Raw genomic sequence first — 19657 nt, 5'->3', positions numbered from 1 at the left:
TCTTTTTCGCTGAAATGGTTGCAAGTGGGCGCCGGAGCAGTCACGCTCCGGTTGCTTCATGGATTTTCCATCTTTGATAAGATTGCGAATATTCAGTAAATACTGAAAATACAAGATATCAAGGAATGATCAAGCATCCTCCGCCACGGTCGCCGCTGCAGGTTTTCTCGCTGCCGGATGCCGCAAGCCTCGTGCAAGGCATGGCGGCGCTCATGTGGATTCCGCAGGCGGCGCTCTTGGCCATGGCCGTGCAGGGGCTGGCATCGGGGCAGGGGATTTCGGCGGTGCAGTGGCCGGCTTGCGGCATCCTGCTGCTCGGCGTGCTGCGGGCTGTTTGCGACGCATGGGGCGCACGGCGCATCTTCGGGCACGCCAGGGCGCAGCTCTCGGCGCTTCGCGCCCAAACCGCCTTGGCGCTGGCGGCCGGTTCGCCGCTGGACCGCGACCGTGCCGCGTCCGGGCGTGCGGCCAGCGTGCTCGCGGAACAGGCGGAAGCGCTGGTGCCTTACCTCGTGCGCTACCGGCCCGCGCGCTGGCGCGCGATGGTGGTTCCGGTCGTCATCCTGGTGGCAGTGGCCAGCCTTTCATGGGTTGCGGCACTCGTGCTGCTGGTTGCCGCCCCGCTCATCCCGCTTTTCATGGCCATCGTCGGCTGGCGCGCCAAGGCGGCGAGCGAGGCACAGATGGTCGAGTTGGGCGGCATGAACGCCTTCCTGCTCGACCGCCTGCGCGGGCTGGCCACGCTGCGCGCGCTCGATGCGGTGGATGCCGCCGCCGAGCGGCTCGGGCAGGCGGCAGAGGCGCTGCGGGAACGGACCATGGCGGTGTTGCGCATCGCCTTTCTCTCGTCGGCGGTGCTGGAGCTCTTCTCGGCGCTGGGCGTTGCCATGGTGGCGGTGTACGTCGGTTTCCACCTGCTGGGCACCTTGGGATTCGGCGCCTGGGGAGGCCAGCTGAGCCTGGGGGAAGGGCTGTTCGTCCTGCTGCTCGCGCCGGCATTCTTCGAACCGCTGCGCGAACTCTCGGCGGTCTGGCACGACCGCGCGGCCGGCGAGGCGGCACTGCAGGCGCTCGACGCGCTGCGCGCCCGCGCATTGCCCTTGCCTGGAGCGGACGCGCCGGTCGCACGTGCTGCGACCGGCGTGGCCCGCGCAGGTTCCGCGCCCGCCATCGTGATCCGCGGCCTGCATTTCGCATGGCCGGGCGACGAGCGCCAAGTCTTCGATGGCTTCGACCTGCGCATTGCGGCCGGCGAGCACGTGGCGCTCACGGGCGCGAGCGGCGCGGGCAAGACGGCGCTGCTGTCGCTGATGGCGGGGCTGCTGCCAGCCACGCGCGGCGAGATTTCCATCGGCGGCGTGCCGTTGTCCGATCGCACCGTGGGTGCGCTGCGCCAGCGCATCGCCTGGATGGGACAGAAGCCGCATGTGTTCGCGGGCTCGGTCGAGTCCAACGTCGCACTCGGACGCGCTGGCGTGGGCGCACCGCAGGTTGCGGCCGCGATGCGCTTCGCCTCCCTCGATACGGTGGCGCAGGCGCATCCGGGCGTGGCGCTGGGCGAGGGTGGCATCGGCCTGTCGGGCGGCGAGGCAGTGCGCCTAGCGCTGGCGCGCATCGCCGTCCATCGGCATGCCGACCTGCTGCTGGTGGACGAGCCCACCGCCCACCTCGATACCGAAACCGCCAGCCAGGTGGCCGACGCGCTGCTGGGCCTGGCGCGCGGAAAGACCCTGGTCGTCGCCACGCATGACCCGGTGCTGGCGGCGCGCATGAACCGCTCTATCTGTCTCGATGCCGAGCCGGCCGATGCGGCCTTGGAGCGCGCAGCATGAGCAGGTCTCAGAGCGACTGGCGCGAGCTCCGGCTGGTGCTGCGGCCGTTCCTGGCAACGCAGCCCCGCGCGCTGCTGTGGGGCGGTCTGCTGGCGGCGGCCACCGTGCTGGCGGGCATGGCCTTGCTCGGCCTGTCGGGCTGGTTCATCACCGCGACGGCGCTGGCGGGTCTGCATGCGGCCACGGCCTTCACCTTCGACGTGTTCATGCCCTCGGCCGGCATCCGGCTGCTGGCGCTGGGACGCACCGCATCGCGCTACGGCGAGCGCCTGGTCACGCACGATGCGACCTTCGGCGTGCTCGCGGCCTTGCGCGTGCGCCTGTTCCGAGGCTGGGCACGCCCCGGCGCGGCGCTCCAACTGGCGATGCGGCCGTCGCGGCTGCTGTTCCGGCTGACTTCCGACATCGATGCGCTGGAGTCGCTCTACCTGCGGCTGCTCGTGCCCGCCGCCGCGGCGCTGGGTGCGGCGCTGCTCGCGGGTGCGGTGCTCGGCTTCATGCACGTCGGCGTCGGGCTCGCGCTGCTGCTGTGGCTGGTGGCCGTCGGCTGGGGCCTGGCACTGTTCATCGCGCGGCGGGCCCGGCGTCCGGCGGTGCGCCGCGCACATGGCATCGAGGCGCTGCGGGCGCGCACCGTCGACCTCGTCGCGGGCCAGACCGACCTGGTGATGGCGGGGCGTGCCGATGCCCAGCGCGAAGCACTGATGAGCGCCGACGCGCACCTGGCCAAGGCCGACCTCGCGCTGAACAGGCTCGAGACTTCGGCCGGTGCCGCCTACGGCGTGGCCGGCACGCTGACGTTGGTGGGCGTGCTGCTGGCGGTGGGCGCGCTCATGGGCGAGGGCGCCATCGGCGCACCCGCCGCCGCACTGGGGCTGCTGGTGGCCCTGACGGCCACGGAGCCTTTCGCGGCCCTGCGGCGCGGAGCGCTCGATGCCGGCCGCACCTGGCTCGCGGTCCGGCGCCTCGCGCCGCGCCTGGCGCCTGACGAGGCGCGGCCGGGCGTCGTCGAACCCGGCAAGGCTTTCGCGGTAAGCCTGGTCCACCTGAGCGCGGCGCACTCCGGCAGCGGCATCCCTGCGCTCAGCGATGTCTCGCTGGCCATTGTCCCCGGCGAGCGGGTGGCGTTGATCGGTGCGAGCGGCGCGGGCAAGTCGACGCTGCTCTCGGTGATTGCCGGAGAGATTGCGCCGCGGGCCGGCATCGCGAGTGCGCAGCCCTCATGCCTCCTGACCCAGCGCACCGAACTTTTCCAGGACAGCCTGCGCGACAACCTCCGGCTCGCCGATCCCACCGCGGACGACGCCCGCCTCTGGAGTGCATTGCAATCGGCCGGCCTTGGCGGCGACGTGCGTTCCTTCCCCGCCGGACTCGATACCGCACTGGGTGAAGGCGGCCTGGGCCTTTCGGGAGGGCAGTCGCGCCGGCTCGCGCTGGCGCGGCTGCTGCTGCGCCCGGTGCCGCTCTGGCTGCTCGACGAGCCCACCGAGGCGCTGGACGCCACCATCGCCCACGACGTGCTGCGGCGCCTGTGCGCGCAGGCCGGCCCGCGCACGCTGCTGATCGCCACGCACCTGCGGCGCGAGGCCGCGCTCGCCGACCGCCTGGTGTGCATGCGGCAGGGGCGCATCGTTGCCGAGCTTCGGCGCGGCAGCCCCGCCTTCGACGCCTCGCTGAATGCGCTGCGGCCCGACTGAACCGACAGAAGCCAAAAAAGACCGAAACAGGGAACACAAAGGAAGCCACCCCATGGACCTCGACATCGTTGCGCTATCGCGCCTGCAGTTCGCCGTCACGGCGCTCTACCACTTCCTGTTCGTGCCGCTGACGCTCGGGCTGTCGATCATTCTGGCGGTCATGGAAACCGTCTACGTGATGACGGGCCGCGTGATATGGCGCGACATGACCAAGTTCTGGGGCGTGCTGTTCGGCATCAACTTTGCCATGGGCGTGGCCACCGGCGTGGTGATGGAATTCCAGTTCGGCATGAACTGGAGCTACTACAGCCACTACGTCGGCGACATCTTCGGCGCACCATTGGCCATCGAAGGGCTGATGGCCTTCTTCATGGAAGCCACCTTCGTGGGCCTGTTCTTCTTCGGCTGGGACAAGCTCTCCAAGGTGGGCCACCTGATCGCCACCTGGGCCGTGGCCATCGGCTCCAACTTCTCGGCGCTGTGGATCCTGATTGCCAACGGCTGGATGCAGAACCCCGTGGGCGCGGCCTTCAACCCGCAGACCATGCGCATGGAGGTGACCGACTTCTTCGCGGTGCTGACCAACCCGGTGGCGCAGGCCAAGTTCGTGCACACCGTGTCGGCGGGCTATGTGTGCGCGGCGGTGTTCGTGCTCGGCGTGTCGGCCTGGTACGTGCTCAAGGGCCGCCACCTCGAGATGGCCAAGCGCTCGATGACGGTCGCGGCCTCGTTCGGCCTGGCGGCTTCGCTGTCGGTGGTGGTGCTGGGCGACGAGAGCGGCTACCTTTCGACCGAGCACCAGAAGATGAAGCTGGCCGCCATCGAGGCCATGTGGGAAACACACCCCGCGCCGGCGGCCTTCACCGCCTTCGGCTTCCCCGACCAGGAAGCGCGCGAGACGCACTACGCCATTCATATTCCGGTGGTGATGGGGCTGATCGGCACGCGCTCGCTCGATACCGTGATTCCGGGCATCGACGAACTCGTGAAGCGCGCCGAGGTGCGCATCCGCGCAGGCATCAAGGCCTACGATGCGCTGCAGCAGATCCGCTCCGCCGGCAGCACCCAGACCGTGACGCAGGGCGTGCGCGACACCTTCGAGAACGGCGGCGCCGACATGGGCTATGCACTGCTGCTCAAGCGCTATGTCGACGATCCGCGCAACGCAACCCCCGAGCAGATCACCAAGGCCGCGTGGGACACCGTGCCGCAGGTGGCGCCGCTCTTCTGGCTGTTCCGGATCATGGTGGGCATCGGCGTGCTGCTGATTGCGCTGACGGCCACCTTCTTCGTGCTCTCGACGCGGCGCCGGCTCGACAGCCACCGCTGGCTGCTGAGGGTCGCGGTGCTTGCCATACCGCTGCCGTGGATCGCCATCGAGTCCGGCTGGCTGGTGGCCGAGTTCGGCCGCCAGCCCTGGGTGATCGAAGGCGTGCTGCCGACCGCGGTGGCCGTGTCGAACCTTGGTGTGAAGACGCTGCTGCTCACGCTCGCGGGCTTCGTCGCGATCTACACCACGCTGCTGATCATCGAGATGAAGCTGCTGCTCAAGGTGATACGCAAGGGGCCCGAGGCGGAGCATGCACCCGACGAGGGCGACACGCTCTCGCACATTCCGCCGGCACACGCAGCTGCCGCCATTCCTTCCACCGGGAGCGCCGCATGATCCTCCACACACTCCTCGACTACGACACCCTGCGCATCATCTGGTGGCTGCTGATCGGCGTGCTGCTGGTGGGCTTTGCCGTGACCGACGGCTTCGACCTGGGCAGCGGCATCCTGCTGCCGTTCGCCGCACGCACCGATCTCGAGCGCCGTGTGGTCATCAACAGCGTGGGCCCGGTGTGGGAGGGCAACCAGGTGTGGCTGATCCTCGGCGGCGGCGCGATCTTCGCGGCGTGGCCGCAGCTGTACGCCGTGTCCTTTTCGGGCTTCTACTTGGCGATGTTCGTGATTCTCACGGCGCTCATCCTGCGGCCCGTGGCCTTCAAGTTCCGCAGCAAGCGCGAGTCGCCGCAATGGCGCGCGCGCTGGGACTGGGTGCTGTTCTTCAGCGGCTTCGTGCCCGCGCTGATCTGCGGCGTGGCCGTGGGCAACGTGCTGCAGGGCGTGCCGTTCCGTTTCGGCGCGGACATGCACATCTTCTACGACGGCGGTTTCTTCGGCTTGCTGAATCCGTTCGCGATCCTGTGCGGCCTGGTGTCGGTGGCGATGCTCGTGATGCACGGTGCTTCGTGGCTGCTGCTCAAGACGGCGGGCGCAGTGGCGGAACGTGCGCGCACCTACGGCATCGTTGCCTGCGTGCTCACCGTCGTGCTGTATGCGCTGGCCGGCGTTCTGCTCGCGACGAGCATCGGCGGCTACCGGATCAGCAGTGTGGTGGACGCCGTCGGGCCGTCGAACCCGATGCTCAAGACCGTCGAGTTGCATGCCGGCGCGTGGACCGCCAACTACGCGGCGCACTCGTGGACGCTGGCCGCACCGGTGCTCGGCTTCGTCGGTGCGCTGGGTGCGCTGCTCGGGCTGGTGTTGCGGCGGCCGGTGCTCGCGCTGCTGGCGGCGGCGCTCGGCATTGCCGGCATCATCCTGAGCGTGGGCGCTTCGATGTTCCCGTTCATCCTGCCGTCGTCGATCGACCCGCGCGCCAGCCTCACGGTGTGGGACTCGTCGTCGAGCCACCTCACGCTGTTCATCATGCTGGTGGTCACGGCCATCTTCATTCCCATCGTCGTGGCCTACACCACTTGGGTGTATCACGTGCTGTGGGGCAAGGTCGACGAAAAGGCCATCCGCGAAGAGAGCGGACACGCGTACTGAACGGAGGAAAAAATATGTGGTACTTCGCCTGGATACTCGGCCTGCCGCTGGCGGCCGCCTTCGCCGTGCTCAACGCCATGTGGTACGAGCTCATGGACGACGACGCCATCCGCAAGGAAAAGCTCGCCACGCCCGAAGCGCCGCAGGGGCAGGAGCGGCTCTGACGAAGCCGCTCAGCCGGCTGCCGGATTCTTCTTCTTGGGGGCGCTGCCGGTGATGCGGTCCTTGAGGCCCAGCACCTTGGTCACAGTGGCGCCCATGCCCATCAGCTGCATGGCGGTTTCGGGCGCAAGCCGCTGGACGTCGTCGAACCACTTCATGAGCCGGTCGATCAACTCGTGCATCTCGCGCATGCGTTCCTGCGCATGGCGCTCGGCGTCGCTCGTGGGCGATTCGAGCAGGGCGTTGCGCAGCATGGAGAGCGTGGGCTCGATCTCGCGGCGGCGGCGCTCCTCGGCCAGCACGCGAAAGATCTCCCATACGTCCGCCGGCGCCTCGAAATATTCGCGCCGGTCGCCGGGGTGGTGGCGCAGGTGCACCAGCCGCCAGGCCTGCAGCTCCTTCAAGCCCATGCTCACGTTCGAGCGCGAGAACTCGAGCAGCTCGGCAATCTCGTCGGCATTGAGCGCACGTTCGGAAATGAAGATCAGCGCGTAGATCTGGCCGACGGTGCGGTTGATGCCCCACTTGCTGCCCATCTCCCCGAAGTGAGCGACGAACTGGCGGCTGAGCGGGGGGAGGGTGGCGGTGGGCATCGGCAGATTTTCGTTGCGAATTGCTGTAGCTTCAAGAAAGACTGAATCTTTCCCGGATGCGAGGCCGACCGCGCTCAGGCGGCCTGTGCCTGCGCCTGTGTTTGCGCATCGGCGAAGCGCCGCAGGTGCGCAATGAAGGTCGCGGCCGTCTCGGACAGCGGCTCGCCGATGCGCGTCAGCACGCCGAAGCCCTTCAGATCCTTGCCGATGGGCACGGGCAACACACGCAGCAGCTTCGCGCGCACGTGGTCGCGCACGACGGATTCCGGCAGGGCGCCCACCGCGTCGCTGGCCTGCAGCAATTGCAAGGTGGCGAAGACCGACGCGCATTCCACGAGGTTGGCCGGCGTGCTCCGTCCCGCCGAGGTGAATTCTTCCTCCATCAGTTGCCGCGCCGGGCTGGTCAGCGGCTGAAGAATCCAGGGCCAGGCCGTGAGTGCCTCGAGCGTCAGGCCGCGCTGGCGTGCGCAAGGGTGCCCGCGCCGCACCACCACCTGCATGGTCTCGTTGGCCAGCGGTGCGAAGGCAAAGGTGTTGTGCTGCTTGAGCGAGGAGAAGCGCCCGACGGCGAATTCGATTTCGTGCCGTTCGAGCAGGGCGCCGACCTGGTCGCTCGTCTCGCCGAGGATGCGGACGTTGAGGAGCGGGCGCTCGCGCTTGATCTCGGCCATCGCACGCGCAACGAGGTCGGGAGCCGCGCCCATGATCGCGCCGATGACCAGCTGTCCGTGGCCGCCGCGGCGCTTGATCTCCAGGCTTTCGAGGAAGCGGGACAGGCCGGCCTGTGACTGGCGCGCGTAGGCGACGACTTCTTCGCCGAGCGGCGTGGGGCGCAGCCCTCGCGAGTGGCGCTCGAACAATGGAAACCGGAATGCCGACTCGATGTCCGCCAGCATCTTGGTGGCCGAAGGCTGCGTCACGCTGATCGCGGACGCGGCCTGGACGAGCACCGGGCTTTCGGCCAGCGCGGCGAGGAGTGCCCAGTGCTTCAGCCGCAGGCGATTGATGAGGCGGGGCGCGCTGTTCGGGCTGTCGATTCGATATTCCATTTTGGAAATGCTTATGCCAAATTTTCGATTGGATCGTAATGGCGGCGGCTTCTAGAGTCCAGGCCATCGAACACCAAGGAGACAACATGAGACTGCTGCGATATGGCCCCGCGGGCCAGGAACGACCGGGCCTGCTCGACGCCGACGGGATCCTTCGGGACCTGTCGTCCTTTGCGCCCGACATCACCGGCGAAGTGCTTTCACCCGCGAGCCTTGCCAGGCTCGCGGCGCTCGACCCGCAGGGCTTTCCGGCCGTGCAGGGCCAGCCGCGGCTGGGCGCGCCGGTCGGGAACATCGGCAAGTTCATTGCGATCGGCCTGAACTACGCGGACCATGCGGCCGAATCGAACCTGCCGTTGCCGACCGAACCGACGGTGTTCACCAAGGCGACTTCCTGCATCGTCGGACCCAGCGACGAGGTGACCATTCCGCGTGGGTCGGTCAAGACGGACTGGGAGGTCGAACTGGGCTTCGTGGTCGGCACGCGCGCAAGCTATGTGCCCAGGGAACGCGCGCTGGAGCACATCGCGGGCTACGTGCTCGTCAACGACGTGTCCGAGCGCGCCTTCCAGATCGAGCGCGGCGGCACCTGGGACAAGGGCAAGGGCTGCGACACCTTCGGCCCCATCGGCCCCTGGCTCGTGACGCGCGACGAAGTGGGGGATGCGCAGCAGCTCGGCATGTGGCTCGACGTGAACGGCCAGCGCCGCCAGACCGGCAGCACCGGCACGATGGTGTTCGACTGCGCAACAATCCTGAGCTACCTGAGCGAGTTCATGACGCTGATGCCGGGCGACGTCGTCACCACCGGCACGCCGCCCGGCGTCGGCATGGGCATGAAGCCGGAGCCCGTGTACCTGAAGGTCGGCGACGTGATGACGCTGGGCATCGACAAGCTCGGCACGCAGAGGCAGACGCTGGTCGCATGGAAGGAGGCCGCATGACCGCCGCTTTCCACGCCAACCGCTTCGCGGGTCGCCGTGCCGTCGTCACCGGCGGCGCCGCCGGCATCGGCCTGACCTTTGCCACGCGCTTCATCGCCGAAGGCGGCTCGGTGAGCCTGTGGGACATGAACCAGGAAGCCCTGGACCAGGCAAGCGCCGCGCTCGGCGCCAGGGCCTGCGGCGTCAAGGTCAACGTGGCCGACTGGGCGGGGGTCGAGGCAGCGGCCGCCGCTGCGGCCGCGCAGCTCGGCGGCGGCATCGACGTGCTCGTGGCGTGCGCGGGCATCACCGGCCCCAACGTGCCGCTGGCGGAATACCCGGTGGACCAGTGGCGGCGGGTGGTCGACGTCAACCTGAATGGCCTCTTCTACTGCAATCGCGCGGTGGTGCCGTACATGCAGGCCGGCAATTACGGCCGCATCGTCAACGTGGCCTCGGTGGCGGGCAAGGAAGGCAATCCCAACGCCTCGGCCTACAGCGCATCGAAGGCGGCGGTGATCGGGCTGACCAAGTCGCTCGGCAAGGAACTCGCCAAGGCCAACATCACGGTCAACGCCGTGACGCCGGCGGCAGTGAAGACCGCGATCTTCGACCAGATGTCACCCCAGCACATCGAGTTCATGTTGTCGAAGATCCCGATGGGCCGCTTCGGCACGGTCGACGAGATCGCGGCGGTGATCGGCTGGCTTGCGAGCGAGGAGTGTTCGTTCACCACGGGCAGCGTGTTCGACGCCTCGGGAGGCCGCGCCACCTATTGAAACCGTGCGGCCGGCATGCCGCGAACAAACATAAATAACGGAGACCTCGATCATGAATTCCATCGCCACGAGCACCGCGCTCGACAAGGTGATCGCCAAGGCGATCCGCCGCCTGGTGCCCTTCCTGCTGCTGATGTACGTGCTGGCCTTTCTCGACCGCGCCAACGTCGGCTTTGCCAAGAAGGCCTTCCAGCTCGACACCGGCCTTTCGGACGCCGTGTTCGCCTTCGGCGCCGGCATCTTCTTCATCGGCTATGCGCTGTTCGAAGTGCCGAGCAACCTGATCATGCATCGCGTCGGCGCGCGCGTCTGGATGTGCCGGATCATGGTGACCTGGGGCCTCGTGTCGGCCGCGCTCATGTTCGCGCACAACGAGACCAGCTTCTATGTCCTGCGCTTTCTGCTCGGCGTTGCCGAGGCGGGCTTCTTCCCAGGCGTCATCTACTTTCTGACGCGGTGGTTCCCGGCCAAGGCGCGCACACGCGTAATCGGCATGTTCTATTTCGGCGCGCCGCTCGCGTTCATCTTCGGCAGCCCGCTCTCCGGCCTGCTGCTCGAACTGAACGGCGTGTGGGGCCTGAAGGGATGGCAATGGTTGTTCCTGGTCGAAGGCGTGATGGCGTCGCTGGTCGGTGTGTGGGCCTACTGGTACCTGGACAACAAGCCGCTCGATGCGCGCTGGCTGTCCGCTGAAGAGCGCCAGACGCTGGAGCGCGCCATCGACGCCGAAGAAGAACAGAAGACCGCGCACGGCCCCGCCACGGTGTTGAAGGCGCTGACCAATGGCCGCGTGCTGTTCCTTTCGCTGATCTACTTCCTGATCCAGGTCAGCGTCTATGGCGTGGTGTTCTACCTGCCCACCCAGGTGGCGGCCCTGCTCGGCAAGAACGTCGGGCTGCTGGTGGGCTTCGTCACCGCCATTCCCTGGGTCTGCGCATTGGTGGCCGCGTACTTCGTGCCGCGCCTGGCCGAGCGCAGCGGCCAGCATGCGTTGATCGCGCTGGTGGTGCTGGCAGTTTCGGCGGCCGGCATCGCGGTGTCGGTCAATGCCGCCTCGCCGCTGGTGGCACTGATCGCGCTGTGCTTCGCGGCCGCCGGCTTCATCGCGGTGCAGCCCGTGTTCTGGAGCTTCCCCACCGCGTACCTCGGCGGTGCGGCGGCGGCGGGCGGGATCGCGCTGATCAATTCGCTCGGCGCGATGGGCGGCTTCGTCGCTCCGAACGTTAAGACCTGGGCCGAGCATGCCTTCGCATCTCCCAGCGCCGGGCTGAACCTGCTGGCCGCGACCACGGTGGTCGGCGCCATGCTGTTCCTGGCACTGCGCCAGACGCGCAGCGCCGCAGCAGAGGCCGCCGCGTAGCGCCGCTCTTCATCTCTCTCTGCTCGACGAAAGGATTCCCCATGAGCATGCCCACCATCAAGCACGTGCGCGCCTTCACTATCCGCGGTGGCGGCGCCGACTACCACGACCAGGCCGACGGCCACTGGATCGACGACCACATCGCCACGCCGATGAGCAAGTACCCCGAGTACCGGCAGAGCCGCCGCAGCTTCGGCCTCAACGTGCTCGGCACGCTGGTGGTGGAGATCGAGGCCAGCGACGGAACCGTCGGCTTCTCGGTGACGACCGGCGGCGACCTCGGCTGCTGGATCGTCGAGAAGCACCTGGCCCGCTTCATCGAGGGCGCCCGAGTGACCGACATCGAGAAGATCTGGGACCAGATGTACAACGCCACGCTGTTCTACGGGCGCAAGGGCATCGTGCTCAACACCATCTCCGGTGTCGACCTCGCGCTGTGGGACCTGCTGGCCAAGGTCCGCAAGGAACCGGTCCATGCGCTGCTCGGCGGCCCGGTGCGCGACGAACTGAGCTTCTACGCCACCGGCGCCCGGCCGGACCTGGCGAAGGACATGGGATTCATCGGCGGCAAGATGCCGCTGCACCATGGGCCGGCCGAGCGCGAGGAGGGCCTGAAGAAGAACCTCGACATGCTGGCCGACATGCGCGCCAGGGTGGGCTCCGACTTCTGGCTCATGCTGGACTGCTGGATGAGCCTGGACGTGGAATACGCCACGCGCCTGGCGACGGCCGCGCGCAACGAGTTCGGCCTCAAGTGGATCGAGGAAGCGCTGTCGCCCGACGACTACTGGGGCTACGCCGAGCTGCGCCGCAACGTGCCGCGCGGCTTGCTGGTGAGCACCGGGGAGCACGAAGCCACGCGCTGGGGCTTCCGGCTGCTGCTGGAGATGGCGTGCTGCGACATCCTGCAGCCCGACGTCGGCTGGTGCGGCGGCATCACCGAGCTGATCAAGATCTCGAACCTGGCCGATGCGCACGGCAAGCTCGTGGTGCCGCACGGCTCGTCCGTCTACAGCTACCACTTCGTCATCACGCGCCACAACAGCCCGTTCGCCGAATTCCTGATGATGGCGCCGAAGGCCGACGAGGTGGTGCCGATGTTCAACCCCCAGCTTCTGGACGAACCGGTGCCGGTCAACGGCCGCATGAAGGCCTCCGCGCTCGATGCGCCGGGCTTCGGCGTTCGGTTGAACCCCGACTGCGCGCTGCATCGCCCGTTTCCGAGGTGAGGGCGTTCAGGCCCAGGGCGTGGGCGGCGGAATCTCGCACACCGGCTCGACGTCGATGCTCTTGAAGTCGGCCGGCGAGACGATCTCCAGGTATTCCATGTCGGGCGAGTAGTCGAAAAGGAAATGGCGGATGCCCGGCCGCTGGTGCACGACGTCGCCGGCTTCCACGAGGGTTTCCTTGTCTTCGTACATGAAACGCGCCCAGCCCTTGAGCATGATCACGATCTGGAAGTCGGCCTCGTGGCGGTGCCAGCCGGTGCCCGTTTCCGGTGCCATGTTGGCCTTGACGAGGTGCGCGATGACCTTGCCGTTGGTGGCCTCGGCAATGCCGAGGTCGCGGTAGAGAAAGAAATCGCGCAGGCCGCCCGAGACATACGCGGTGTCACCGGGCTTGATGTGGGAGAACTGGGTGGCGGTTCGGTCCAGCATGGGGCGCTCCTTCGCAGGTGATGATGGGTGCTGCGGCGCAGCACGCATAAAGCGTTCCCAAAGACATCCGCTGCGAAGGGCCGATGCGGCCACCGCTTGACGCCTCCGTGGCGTGCCGGGATACTCAACCACATGGTTCACTCAGACAATGCCACCCTCGACGCCGTCTTTGCCGCGCTCTCGGACCCGACACGCCGCACCGTGCTGGAAACCCTGGGCGAGCGCAGCCTCAGCGTGACCGAGCTGGCCGAACCTCATGGCATGTCGCTGACCGGCTTCATGAAGCACCTGCGGGTGCTGGAGGACGCCGGGCTCATCTCGCGCACGAAAGAGGGCCGCATCGTGCGTTGCGAGCTATCGCCGCGCCCCATGCAGGAGGCTGCCGTGTGGTTGTCGCGCTATGAGAAATTCTGGACCGGGCGCCTCGACGCGTTGGCGCGCTTTCTCTACCACCAGGAGGAGACCGAATGGCAAAACCTGCCGCCCCCCGCACCGAGCGACCCTCGCTTACCCTCCGCAGGCACTACCCCGTCGCCCCCGAAAAAGTCTGGCGCGCGTGGACCGACCCGCAAGCGCTGAAGGCCTGGTTCGGCCCGGACGAGATCGTTTCCGTGCCGCTGGCCGAAGTCGACCTGCGCGTGGGCGGCCGCTTTCGGGTGGCCATGCTCGCGGCCGATGGAGAGACGCACGACGTGAGCGGCGTCTACCAGGAACTCGTGACCAACCGCAAGCTGGTCTTCAGCTGGGCCTGGCGCAGCACCCCGGAGCGCGAGTCGCGCGTCACGGTGCGCATCGAGCCTGACGGCAATGGCTGCGAACTGGTCCTGCTGCACGAGCAGTTCTTCGACGAGGCCGCACGCGAAGGGCACAGCCATGGCTGGACCGGTGCCATGGTCAAGCTCGGGAAATGGCTGGCGCAGCAGCAGGGCGCATGACCGGCTTTCACGCATTGCCTGGGCGCTGGCGAAGACCCATACTGGGGCCTCCACGACGAGACGACGAACGGAGCCTCCCATGAGCAACGAACTTCGCAAGAAGCTGCACGACCTGGCGGAACTGGCCGACAACACCTCCGATCCACAGACCAGAGCCATCGTCGAGGCCATACGGCTGCAGACGGCCGTGCTGAACGAACGGCTCTTCGCCATCGAACTGCAGCTGGGCACGCTCACCAGGCGCATGGAAAACACGACGGACTGAGTGGCCGCCGCTTTGTAGGGATAATCCCCCACCATGAGCGGCAACACCTTCGGAACTCTCTTCGCGGTCACCAATTTCGGCGAGTCGCACGGCCCGGCCATCGGCTGCGTCATCGACGGCTGCCCCCCGGGCATGGAACTGAGCGAGGCCGACATCCAGGGCGACCTCGACCGCCGCCGTCCCGGCACCAGCCGCCACGTCACCCAGCGCAACGAGCCCGACGCGGTGCAGATTCTTTCCGGCGTCTACGAAGGCAAGACCACCGGCACCCCGATTGCGCTGCTGATCCAGAACACCGACCAGCGCAGCAAGGACTACGGCCAGATCGCCCAGCAGTTCCGCCCGGGCCATGCCGACTTCACCTACTGGAAGAAATACGGCATCCGCGATCCGCGCGGCGGCGGACGCTCTTCGGCGCGGCTCACGGCGCCCATGGTGGCGGCGGGTGCGGTCGCCAAGAAATGGCTGGCCGAGAAGCACGGCATGGTGTTTCGCGGCTGCATGACGCAGATCGGCGAAATCGCCATTCCGTTCGAGAGCTGGGACCACGTCCGGAACAACCCCTTCTTCGCGCCCGTGGCCGACGCGAGCGAGCTCGAGGCCTACATGGACCGCCTGCGCAAGGCCGGCGATTCCTGCGGCGCACGCATCCGCGTGACGGCCAGCAATGTGCCCATCGGCCTCGGCGAGCCGCTGTTCGACAAGCTCGACGCCGAAATCGCCTACGCGATGATGGGCATCAACGCCGTGAAGGCGGTCGAGATCGGCGCCGGCTTCGACAGCATCACGCAGCGCGGCACCACGCACGGTGACTCGATCACGCCCACCGGCTTCGTCACCAACAACGCGGGCGGCATCCTAGGCGGCATCAGCTCGGGGCAAGACCTCGAGGTGAGCATCGCGATCAAGCCCACCAGCTCGATCATCAGCCCGCGCCAGTCCATCGACATTCACAACAACCCGGTCGAGGTGGTCACCAAGGGCCGCCACGATCCGTGCGTCGGCATCCGCGCGACGCCCATCGCCGAGGCCATGCTCGCGCTGGTGGTCATGGAGCACGTGCTGCGCAACCGCGCGCAGTGCGGTGATGTGCAAACGCAAGCCGACAAAACCGAAGCCGCGTCCCCGCAGGCGTCTTTCCTCTAGTGTCGCCCCCGCCACCCGTGGCCGCGGGGCGCGGCCACCTGCTGGCGTTCGCTGGTCTGTCGGCCAGCTATTTCGCGCACATCGGTTTCTTCAATCCCTACCTGCCGCTGTGGCTCAAGGACCTGGGGCTGCCGATCTTCACGATCAGCCTGCTGGCCTCGGTGCAGTCGATCACGCGCGTGTTCGCCCCCTATGCCTGGGGCGCCCTCAGCGACCACACGGGGCAGCGCGTGAAGCTGCTGCGCTTCAGTGCCGCGGTGGCGCTCGCCAGCTCGTTCGGGCTCTGGTGGCATGGCGGCGCATGGTGGCTGGCGCTGGTGCTGCTGGTGATGTTCACCCACACCAGTTCGATGATGTCGCTCACCGAGGCCGCCATGGCGCAGCTGGTGGCGGGCGACTGGGGGCGCTACGGGCGCATCCGGCTCTGCGGCTCGGCCGGTTTCCTGGTGACCGTGTTCTTTGCGGGCGAGTGGTTCGAGCGCTTCGGCATGAAGCACTTTCCGGCCTGGGCCGCGGGCACGCTGGCCATCGTGCTGATCGCGACGATGAAGCTGCCCGACATCCGCGAGCCGGTGGCGGCGCACGATGCCGTCAAGGAACCGATCGGGCCCGTGCTGCGCATTCCGGCGGTGCGGTGGTTCTTCGCGTCGCTGTTCTTCCAAGTGATGTCGCACTTTTCGGTCTACGCCTTTTTCTCGCTGTACCTCGATTCGCTGGGCTACGGCAAGAGCGTCATCGGCTTGCTGTGGGCGCTGTCGGTGGTGGCCGAGATCGTCTGGTTCTTCCTGCAGGGTCGGCTCATCGGCCTCTTGCCGATGCCGCGCTGGATGCTGGTGTGCGGCATGGCCGCCGTGGCGCGGCTGGGCCTTACGGCGGGACTGGGCGGCTCGATCGCGGCGCTCGTCGTCGCGCAATGGCTGCATGCGCTGAGCTTTGCGGCGCATCACACGACGTGTATCGCCGTGGTATCGCGGCGCTTTCCAGGCCGGCTGCGCGGACGCGGGCAGGCGCTCTTCACCGTGATCGGCTACGGATTCGGCGGCGTGCTGGGCGTGCTGCTGGGCGGTGCGGTGGCGCAGGAACTGGGCTACCGGACCATGTTTGCGTTGGCGGCCGTGCTGGCGGCGGTGGGCAGCCTGTGTGCCTGGCGGGTGGTGAGGCTGGAGCAGGCGGGGCGAGCGGGCAAGGCCTGAGCTTCTCTCGGTGGCGCGCGCGAACGTCGCGGGCCACAAAGTGTCATGGGCCCTAAATGCCCACGTCATCGCGCCTGCCTACGCTGCGCGGTTTCAACGCTTTCCCATCGACATGTCTGTTTCCGACGACCCGCGCGGTGCGCGCGCACCGAGCAATCCTTCGCTGCCCGAATCCCATTCCGAACCCGCGACCCCGCCGCGGCGCCAGGTCCTCAAGCTCGGCGCGTCCCTGCTGACCGTCGGTGGCAGCGGTGCCTTGCTGGCCGCCTGCGGCGGTGGCGGTGGCGGTGCGCCAGGCTTCGGCCCGTTGCCGGCGCCCGCTCCGGCGCCCGCACCGCCGCCGCCCGCGGCGCCGGTCGACACCAAGATCTCCAGCTTCGCGCTCGCCGTGATGCCAGACACGCAGTTCTATGCGCGCTATGCCACGTCCGACGAGAGCAGCCAGTACCAGAACCGCTTCGGCAGCGAGCCCTTCGCGGCGCAGACGAAATGGATCGCGGCCAACGCCAAGGCCCTGAACATTCCCTTCACCATCCATCTCGGCGACGTGGTTGACCAGGTCCGCAAGCCCGAGCAGTGGAAGGTGGCCGACAGCGCCATGAAGGTGCTGGAAGACGCCAGGCTGCCCTACAGCGTACTCGCCGGCAACCACGACGTGCTGAACGACGTGGACTACAGCGTCGACCCGAACAGCGGCACCGATGCGACCCGCACCCTTGCCAGCGAGCCCTACCTGCAATGGTTCGGCACCGAACGCGCCAAGCGCCAAGCCACCTTCGGTGCGCGCGATGCCAGCGGCTTTCACGAATACCACGTGTTCGAGGCACAGGGCCAGAAATTCATGGTGCTGTCGCTGTCGTGGCGCATCTCGGATGCCGGCATTGCCTGGGCGCGCCAGGTGATCGCGAAGAATCCGACGCTGCCGGTGATCCTGGTCAACCACCAGTTGCTCAACATCGCTGCCGACGGCACCAGCCCGCTCGAGACCGACTACGGCAAGATGCTGTGGGAGAAGCTGATCCGCGACAACGACCAGATCTTCATGACGCTCAACGGCCATCACCATGGCGCCGCGCACCTCACGAAGACCAACGACTTCGGCCGCAAGGTCGAGGAGATGGTGGTCGACTACCAGATGGCCTACCAGGGCGGCAACGGCCTGATGCGCCTGTACGAATTCGACTTGACGCACAAGCAGATCAGGGTGCTGTCGTTCTCGCCCTGGGTGCCGCAGAAGCCGGCTGCCACGCTGACGTCCTTCGACCAGGCCGTACTCGCCATGTCCAACGAGGCCTTCACCATCGAGATGGATTTCGCGCAGCGTTTCGCGGGCTTCAACAAGAGCTTCGGCACGGGCAACGCCACCATCGATGGTTCGCTGGTCGACCAGGCCAGGGCCATGATCCTCGCGAACTATACCGAGCCCGAAGTGGCCGCGCAGCGGCCGGCCTCGAATCCGGACGACTATCCCAGGGTTGCGAACACGCTCGCGCACTGGCGCTTCTTCGGCGGCGCCGTCAACCAGTCGGTGTCGCCGGGCACCATCATCGCCGATGTGACCGGCGCCAATCCGCTGCATCGCGACGCACTGAACCAGGGCGGCATCCAGGGCGCTGCGGACGGCGACATCGTATGGACCGATGACCGCCATCATCTCTCGGCGGCGCCCGGCTCGGTGCGCTTCCTGAACGCCGACAAGAACGTGCCGCGCCTGAGCTACTTCCTCACCGAGGCCGCCGCGCCGATCAACGGCCAGACGCTGGAGAACGGCTACACCGTCGAGGCCTTTGTGAAGATCGACAAGAGCTGGACCAGCAACAAGCAGGCGTGGATGAACATCATGACGCGCGACGGCCGGCGCGGCGACCTCGCCGGCTATCAGGGCGGCGACCCCGAAGCACCGCCCATGCTGTTCGCGATTTCGAGCCTGCGCGAAGTGCAGTGGGAAGTGGTGCCGAGCGCGGCAGGCGCCCGCTCGCCCAAGACCAACTGGTCCGGCGAGGTGATTGCCGACCGCTGGGTGCACATCGCGGTCGTCAACGACCCGGTGTCGCACGACACCACGATGTATGTCGAAGGCGCACCGGTGCTGCGCAACATCGGCAATGCACCCGGACTGGCCACGCTCTCGGCCAGCTCGCCCTGGGTGGTGGGCGGCGGCTCATGGGACGGCGCCCGGGCGGACGGCTTCTTCGGCAACATCGGGGAAGTGCGCGTGGTGGGGGTCGCGCTGGCGCCTGGCCAGTGGCTGACGGCGCGCGCGGCGGGTTGAACGGATAGAAAAGAACGGGCGAGGGCGGGGCTGCTGCGTCCCCGCCTTTGCCGCGGAACCGGCAGCAGCACGATTCGGATTTCCTGGGTGGTACGCAATAGCGCTATTCAGGCCGGATTTTCTTGATGCGAGCAAATTGATTTCTTAATTCGGCACGCCTTCTTGTGATGAACCCACATTTAAAATAATTGGGGGCCATGCAAATGGAGGTGGGCATTAGGCTCAATTTGAAAACAAAAATCTTATTTTTTGATCTACCCAATCGTGGAATGCGAGGTTCCAGGCCGGCAGTACGTGTCCACGCGAATTACAAGATCGCTGCTCAATACAAGAACCCGGACGAATAAAACAATGAGCGCCCAACAAATCATTCTCGACCACGACAAATGGCGCAAAGGCCTCGGCGGCGCGCCCGCGGGCCTGGCCGGCCAAAGCGATGCCAATGCCTATGCGGGGCTCGACCTGGAGACGGCGCAGTTCGCCGCGTCGTCCTTCTCGGGCAGCAGCTTCACGGACACGGTCTTCCGGCACGCCGGATGGACCGCCTGCCAGCTCGACGGCTGCAGCTTCACGCGGTGCAATTTCGAGCACATTGCCATGGCGGATTGCGTGTTCACGCGCTGTGCCTTCGACTAGGCGCAGTTCAGCCAGAGCTCGCTTCGCGGTTGCCGCTTCGTCCAGTGCACCTGGAACGGCATGAACTTCGACGGCAGCGATTGGAGGAACGTGCAGGTGCTGGAGTGCAAGGGAACGAACGTGAATGCCAGGAGCCTGCGCGGTGAGCAGGTCGACTTCACGAACAGCTATTTCGAGCAGCTCGAATTCGAAGGCGCCCTGCTCAACAACACCCTGTGAGGGGGAAGGATGGGGGCGATGCGAACTTGCGGCCCTCGGGTTTTCGATAACTAAAACCACTTGATTTAGTCGCTTCGCTCATCGATAGTCTCCCTGCGTCCGGCCGCCGCTTCCTTGCACA

The 19657-nt window shown here is 67.1% G+C and carries 19 protein-coding genes and 1 pseudogene; 17 read left to right on the top strand and 3 right to left on the bottom strand.

The window, feature by feature from the left end; all coding sequences use genetic code 11:
• Positions 1-125 precede the first annotated feature (125 nt).
• Genes cydD through cydX form a run of 5 tightly spaced genes read left to right on the top strand, consistent with a single transcriptional unit; the run spans position 126 to position 6510 of the window.
• Positions 126-1832: a thiol reductant ABC exporter subunit CydD gene (gene cydD, locus VAPA_RS17080; RefSeq protein WP_021008017.1), complete on the top strand. Its 1707-nt coding sequence runs from the start codon at positions 126-128 to the stop codon at positions 1830-1832.
• Positions 1829-3529 (top strand): amino acid ABC transporter ATP-binding/permease protein, encoded by a 1701-nt coding sequence (locus tag VAPA_RS17075; protein WP_021008016.1) that lies wholly within the window; start codon positions 1829-1831, stop codon positions 3527-3529. Before cydD ends, VAPA_RS17075 begins: the two co-directional genes overlap by 4 nt.
• 52 nt (positions 3530-3581) lie before the next feature.
• Positions 3582-5195: a cytochrome ubiquinol oxidase subunit I gene (locus tag VAPA_RS17070; protein WP_021008015.1), complete on the top strand. Its 1614-nt coding sequence runs from the start codon at positions 3582-3584 to the stop codon at positions 5193-5195.
• Positions 5192-6346: a cytochrome d ubiquinol oxidase subunit II gene (gene cydB / locus VAPA_RS17065; RefSeq protein WP_021008014.1), complete on the top strand. Its 1155-nt coding sequence runs from the start codon at positions 5192-5194 to the stop codon at positions 6344-6346. Before VAPA_RS17070 ends, cydB begins: the two co-directional genes overlap by 4 nt.
• 14 nt (positions 6347-6360) lie before the next feature.
• The gene (cydX, locus tag VAPA_RS17060; protein ID WP_021008013.1) at positions 6361-6510 is read left to right on the top strand and encodes a cytochrome bd-I oxidase subunit CydX; all 150 of its coding nucleotides are present in this window, start codon (positions 6361-6363) and stop codon (positions 6508-6510) included.
• Positions 6511-6519: 9 nt separating this feature from the next.
• On the opposite strand, the gene VAPA_RS17055 is transcribed toward cydX, so the two are convergent.
• On the bottom strand, positions 6520-7101 hold the full coding sequence (locus VAPA_RS17055; protein WP_021008012.1) for a GbsR/MarR family transcriptional regulator: 582 nt from the start codon (positions 7099-7101) through the stop codon (positions 6520-6522).
• Between the two features lie 74 nt (positions 7102-7175).
• Entirely contained in the window at positions 7176-8150 is a 975-nt protein-coding gene (locus tag VAPA_RS17050) for a LysR family transcriptional regulator (protein WP_021008011.1), read from the bottom strand.
• A gap of 86 nt (positions 8151-8236) precedes the next feature.
• On the opposite strand from VAPA_RS17050, the gene VAPA_RS17045 reads away from it, so the two are divergent.
• From VAPA_RS17045 to rhmD, 4 genes are read left to right on the top strand one after another with little or no spacing between them, the layout of a single operon-like run.
• Positions 8237-9094: a fumarylacetoacetate hydrolase family protein gene (locus VAPA_RS17045; protein WP_021008010.1), complete on the top strand. Its 858-nt coding sequence runs from the start codon at positions 8237-8239 to the stop codon at positions 9092-9094.
• Positions 9091-9852, top strand: coding sequence for an SDR family NAD(P)-dependent oxidoreductase (locus tag VAPA_RS17040; protein WP_021008009.1), 762 nt, complete (start codon positions 9091-9093; stop codon positions 9850-9852). Before VAPA_RS17045 ends, VAPA_RS17040 begins: the two co-directional genes overlap by 4 nt.
• 52 nt (positions 9853-9904) lie before the next feature.
• Positions 9905-11212 carry an MFS transporter gene (locus VAPA_RS17035; protein WP_021008008.1) on the top strand — a complete coding sequence of 436 codons (1308 nt, stop codon included), beginning with the start codon at positions 9905-9907 and terminating at the stop codon, positions 11210-11212.
• 41 nt (positions 11213-11253) lie between these two features.
• Positions 11254-12441 (top strand): L-rhamnonate dehydratase, encoded by a 1188-nt coding sequence (gene rhmD / locus VAPA_RS17030; protein WP_021008007.1) that lies wholly within the window; start codon positions 11254-11256, stop codon positions 12439-12441.
• Positions 12442-12447: 6 nt separating this feature from the next.
• Here the strand turns inward: rhmD and VAPA_RS17025 are convergent, their stop codons facing one another.
• Positions 12448-12870 carry a cupin domain-containing protein gene (locus tag VAPA_RS17025; protein WP_021008006.1) on the bottom strand — a complete coding sequence of 141 codons (423 nt, stop codon included), beginning with the start codon at positions 12868-12870 and terminating at the stop codon, positions 12448-12450.
• Between the two features lie 132 nt (positions 12871-13002).
• On the opposite strand from VAPA_RS17025, the gene VAPA_RS17020 reads away from it, so the two are divergent.
• The 8 genes and pseudogenes from VAPA_RS17020 to VAPA_RS35190 all read left to right on the top strand — a co-directional run.
• Complete coding sequence (locus VAPA_RS17020) at positions 13003-13449, top strand: ArsR/SmtB family transcription factor (protein ID WP_021008005.1); 447 nt, start codon at positions 13003-13005, stop codon at positions 13447-13449.
• Positions 13338-13805 carry an SRPBCC family protein gene (locus VAPA_RS17015; protein WP_021008004.1) on the top strand — a complete coding sequence of 156 codons (468 nt, stop codon included), beginning with the start codon at positions 13338-13340 and terminating at the stop codon, positions 13803-13805. The genes VAPA_RS17020 and VAPA_RS17015 overlap by 112 nt, the downstream gene beginning before the upstream one ends.
• 79 nt (positions 13806-13884) lie before the next feature.
• A complete protein-coding gene (locus VAPA_RS17010) occupies positions 13885-14070 on the top strand; it encodes a hypothetical protein (RefSeq protein WP_021008003.1) in 186 nt (61 codons plus the stop codon).
• A 33-nt stretch (positions 14071-14103) separates the two neighbouring features.
• Positions 14104-15216 (top strand): chorismate synthase, encoded by a 1113-nt coding sequence (gene aroC / locus VAPA_RS17005; RefSeq protein ID WP_021008002.1) that lies wholly within the window; start codon positions 14104-14106, stop codon positions 15214-15216.
• Positions 15216-16409 carry an MFS transporter gene (locus VAPA_RS17000; protein WP_021008001.1) on the top strand — a complete coding sequence of 398 codons (1194 nt, stop codon included), beginning with the start codon at positions 15216-15218 and terminating at the stop codon, positions 16407-16409. Before aroC ends, VAPA_RS17000 begins: the two co-directional genes overlap by 1 nt.
• 112 nt (positions 16410-16521) lie before the next feature.
• Entirely contained in the window at positions 16522-18681 is a 2160-nt protein-coding gene (locus VAPA_RS16995; protein WP_021008000.1) for a LamG-like jellyroll fold domain-containing protein, read from the top strand.
• Between the two features lie 351 nt (positions 18682-19032).
• Positions 19033-19317, top strand: coding sequence for a pentapeptide repeat-containing protein (locus VAPA_RS35195; protein ID WP_230558886.1), 285 nt, complete (start codon positions 19033-19035; stop codon positions 19315-19317).
• 12 nt (positions 19318-19329) lie between these two features.
• Positions 19330-19536 (top strand): annotated as a pseudogene (locus VAPA_RS35190) (pentapeptide repeat-containing protein); the annotation flags it as partial.
• Between the last annotated feature and the right edge of the window lie 121 nt (positions 19537-19657).

Source organism: Variovorax paradoxus B4, from assembly GCF_000463015.1.
Taxonomy (GTDB): domain Bacteria; phylum Pseudomonadota; class Gammaproteobacteria; order Burkholderiales; family Burkholderiaceae_C; genus Variovorax; species Variovorax paradoxus_E.
Note: the sequence above shows the minus strand (reverse complement) of the source record. Positions and strands in the feature narration are given on the sequence as shown.

Excerpts from the sequence above, each read along its gene's own strand:
- VAPA_RS17010 (WP_021008003.1), top strand. The coding sequence starts at position 13,885 with ATGAGCAACGAACTTCGCAAGAAGCTGCACGACCTGGCGGAACTGGCC.
- aroC (WP_021008002.1), top strand. The coding sequence starts at position 14,104 with ATGAGCGGCAACACCTTCGGAACTCTCTTCGCGGTCACCAATTTCGGC.
- VAPA_RS17025 (WP_021008006.1), bottom strand. The coding sequence starts at position 12,870 with ATGCTGGACCGAACCGCCACCCAGTTCTCCCACATCAAGCCCGGTGAC.
- cydD (WP_021008017.1), top strand. The coding sequence starts at position 126 with ATGATCAAGCATCCTCCGCCACGGTCGCCGCTGCAGGTTTTCTCGCTG.
- VAPA_RS17075 (WP_021008016.1), top strand. The coding sequence starts at position 1,829 with ATGAGCAGGTCTCAGAGCGACTGGCGCGAGCTCCGGCTGGTGCTGCGG.
- VAPA_RS17045 (WP_021008010.1), top strand. The coding sequence starts at position 8,237 with ATGAGACTGCTGCGATATGGCCCCGCGGGCCAGGAACGACCGGGCCTG.
- VAPA_RS17055 (WP_021008012.1), bottom strand. The coding sequence starts at position 7,101 with ATGCCCACCGCCACCCTCCCCCCGCTCAGCCGCCAGTTCGTCGCTCAC.
- cydB (WP_021008014.1), top strand. The coding sequence starts at position 5,192 with ATGATCCTCCACACACTCCTCGACTACGACACCCTGCGCATCATCTGG.
- rhmD (WP_021008007.1), top strand. The coding sequence starts at position 11,254 with ATGAGCATGCCCACCATCAAGCACGTGCGCGCCTTCACTATCCGCGGT.
- VAPA_RS17070 (WP_021008015.1), top strand. The coding sequence starts at position 3,582 with ATGGACCTCGACATCGTTGCGCTATCGCGCCTGCAGTTCGCCGTCACG.
- VAPA_RS17015 (WP_021008004.1), top strand. The coding sequence starts at position 13,338 with ATGGCAAAACCTGCCGCCCCCCGCACCGAGCGACCCTCGCTTACCCTC.
- VAPA_RS17020 (WP_021008005.1), top strand. The coding sequence starts at position 13,003 with ATGGTTCACTCAGACAATGCCACCCTCGACGCCGTCTTTGCCGCGCTC.
- VAPA_RS16995 (WP_021008000.1), top strand. The coding sequence starts at position 16,522 with ATGTCTGTTTCCGACGACCCGCGCGGTGCGCGCGCACCGAGCAATCCT.
- cydX (WP_021008013.1), top strand. The coding sequence starts at position 6,361 with ATGTGGTACTTCGCCTGGATACTCGGCCTGCCGCTGGCGGCCGCCTTC.
- VAPA_RS35195 (WP_230558886.1), top strand. The coding sequence starts at position 19,033 with ATGAGCGCCCAACAAATCATTCTCGACCACGACAAATGGCGCAAAGGC.
- VAPA_RS17050 (WP_021008011.1), bottom strand. The coding sequence starts at position 8,150 with ATGGAATATCGAATCGACAGCCCGAACAGCGCGCCCCGCCTCATCAAT.
- VAPA_RS17040 (WP_021008009.1), top strand. The coding sequence starts at position 9,091 with ATGACCGCCGCTTTCCACGCCAACCGCTTCGCGGGTCGCCGTGCCGTC.
- VAPA_RS17035 (WP_021008008.1), top strand. The coding sequence starts at position 9,905 with ATGAATTCCATCGCCACGAGCACCGCGCTCGACAAGGTGATCGCCAAG.